Genomic DNA, 2,149 nt, shown 5'->3' on the forward strand with positions numbered 1-2,149 from the left:
CGCTTCAACAGGACAAATACTGGTTGGCTCCTGCGCTGCGCTCCGGATTATAGCCAACCAGTATTTGCCCGTTAAGGCGGGCGTTAAGTGCTCATGAAACTGAACGAATTTGAACTCTCGATAATCTCGGCAATTGGCAAGCATCAGCCTGCAATACTGGATATTCTTTATGAGTTACGGGTAAGCAGTCGTGAGCACACTGGGCCTGGCCTATATGTATATTTCGAAGAAATAAGTAGCAAGGTGAATCACGCTGTCCAGATTCTAGATTTATTCGGTCACATAGAACTGCCGAATGGTTTAATTCTATGTGCTCATATTGAAATGTGCGATGGCAAGCCTCAGTTCTTGGAAGTCGCAACAATGCCTCTAACTGACTGGGATGGTAGCTATGACGGTTTTATTATCTACAATTAAGCACTTAACAAGCGCTTCAACAAGGACAAATACTGGTTGGCTCCTACGCTGCGCTTCGGATTATAGCCAACCAGCATTTGCCTGTTAAGCGGGCGTTAGGGTTACAAAATTGTATCTGACCATTATAGCAACATCACTGTTTCCACTTTTGGGATTGTATCTCTACTTTAAAGTAGAGAATGCCAAAAAGTCTAAGCACGGTATAAATATAAAAAATAGAGTAAATTGCCCTACTTGTAATCAACAGATGCCAATAATTAGGCTGCCTAAAAATGATTATCAAAAAAGATATGGTGGCTGGACTTGTAAGAGATGTAACACAATGATGGACAAGTGGGGTAAAAAAGTTGATGAATTTGGTGAACCACTACCGTAACCCTAACAAGTGCATCAACAAGGACGCAAAACTGTTTGGCTTTGCTCCTTCGTCGCAAATTTTAGCCAAACATTTTGCGCCTGTTATGCAGGCGTTAGGTGCAAGAGCATGCATTCAGTAATCGATCCGACAAAGTTATTTTTGCAAGCAGTACAAGACGGCTCTAGTTTCTCACTTGAGACAGTTCAGCATGTGTTTAGTCATAAATTAATTGGTAGTGACGACATTGAAACTTCAAAAAGGTGGGCTGGTTATTACTGGGGCAAATACCGAAAAATTGGTCAAACCGAACTAATATATGCTTTTGAAAACGATCAATTAAATGACTTGCTTTATCGCCATTTCGGCAAAATGTAACATGCACCTAACAAGTGCATCAACAAGGACGCAAAACTGTTTGGCTTTGCTCCTTCGTCGCAAATTATAGCCAAACATTTTGCGCCTGTTATGCAGGCGTTATAATTTTCCATATATCGGAGAGGATATTGCTAGAAATAAACATTAAGGATGTTGTAGTTATAATAAGTGCAACAGTAACTGCGTTTTCAACGTTAACAGCAGTATTTATTACTAATTATTTTAACAGTCGTTCTTTAGATAAAAATTTAGAAGCAACTAGCAAACAAAAAAATATTGAAATAAAGCTTCAAAAACTTGAGGAACTCTATTTTTTATTTGAAAAATGGCAAACTAACTTAGCTACGATGTATCTAACTCATTTACGTGTTTATTATCACAAGCTTACTCTTGAGCAAGCTGATGAGTTAACAAGAAAACAATCAATGCTTAACCCAGGTGATGCACAAAAAATTATAATGCTTCTAAACATACATTTTCCTAAATTAGTTTGTGAGTATGCTGCTGTTGATAAAGCCAGATCTAAACTAGTGCCATTTTTTGAGGGGCCTAAGAAATCAAAATTAACGGTAACAGAATTTTGCCAAACACAAGAAGAATTCGAAAAACAATGTGATATTTTCAAAAAGAAGTTGAGCAATGTTGCAAACAAATTATAACAAGCGCTTCAACAAGGACAAATACTGGTTGGCTCCTACGCTGCGCTTCGGATTATAGCCAACCAGCATTTGCCTGTTAAGCGGGCGTTATACATAAGTTTTGAAATCAAGTGGAGTTGTATTTTCATGGATAAAAATTCAGTTATGAAATCTTTTCAAAAAGTTTTAGATCAACTTGAAAACTTAAATCGGGAATTTGCTGTTTTTAACGAGCAAGCAGCAGGAAATATTGACTCAGTAAAAGCTGATGAATTTCGTAATAAAATATTAGAACTTGAAAAATTAGCGGATACTCATTTTTCAAATTACTTGCACCCTAAGTCTCAGTAATAATTAAAGT

The 2,149-nt window shown here is 37.3% G+C and carries 5 protein-coding genes; all 5 read left to right on the plus strand.

The features are described from left to right. The first annotated feature begins 93 nt into the window (after window positions 1-93). The 5 genes from AC1EU2_RS18655 (at window position 94) to AC1EU2_RS18675 (ending at window position 2,139) form a co-directional block, all read left to right on the plus strand. Window positions 94-417, plus strand: coding sequence for a hypothetical protein (locus AC1EU2_RS18655; protein WP_480299781.1), 324 nt, complete (start codon window positions 94-96; stop codon window positions 415-417). A gap of 350 nt (window positions 418-767) precedes the next feature. Then, window positions 768-914, plus strand: a complete 147-nt coding sequence (locus AC1EU2_RS18660) for a hypothetical protein (protein ID WP_480299782.1) — start codon at window positions 768-770, stop codon at window positions 912-914. Beyond that, complete coding sequence (locus AC1EU2_RS18665) at window positions 902-1,150, plus strand: hypothetical protein (protein WP_480299783.1); 249 nt, start codon at window positions 902-904, stop codon at window positions 1,148-1,150. The genes AC1EU2_RS18660 and AC1EU2_RS18665 overlap by 13 nt, the downstream gene beginning before the upstream one ends. Before the next feature lie 128 nt (window positions 1,151-1,278). Beyond that, window positions 1,279-1,809 carry a hypothetical protein gene (locus AC1EU2_RS18670; protein WP_480299784.1) on the plus strand — a complete coding sequence of 177 codons (531 nt, stop codon included), beginning with the start codon at window positions 1,279-1,281 and terminating at the stop codon, window positions 1,807-1,809. 126 nt (window positions 1,810-1,935) lie between these two features. Then, window positions 1,936-2,139 carry a hypothetical protein gene (locus AC1EU2_RS18675; RefSeq protein ID WP_480299785.1) on the plus strand — a complete coding sequence of 68 codons (204 nt, stop codon included), beginning with the start codon at window positions 1,936-1,938 and terminating at the stop codon, window positions 2,137-2,139. The last annotated feature ends 10 nt before the right edge of the window (window positions 2,140-2,149 follow it).

This window comes from Parashewanella sp. 2304DJ23-3, assembly GCF_056591695.1.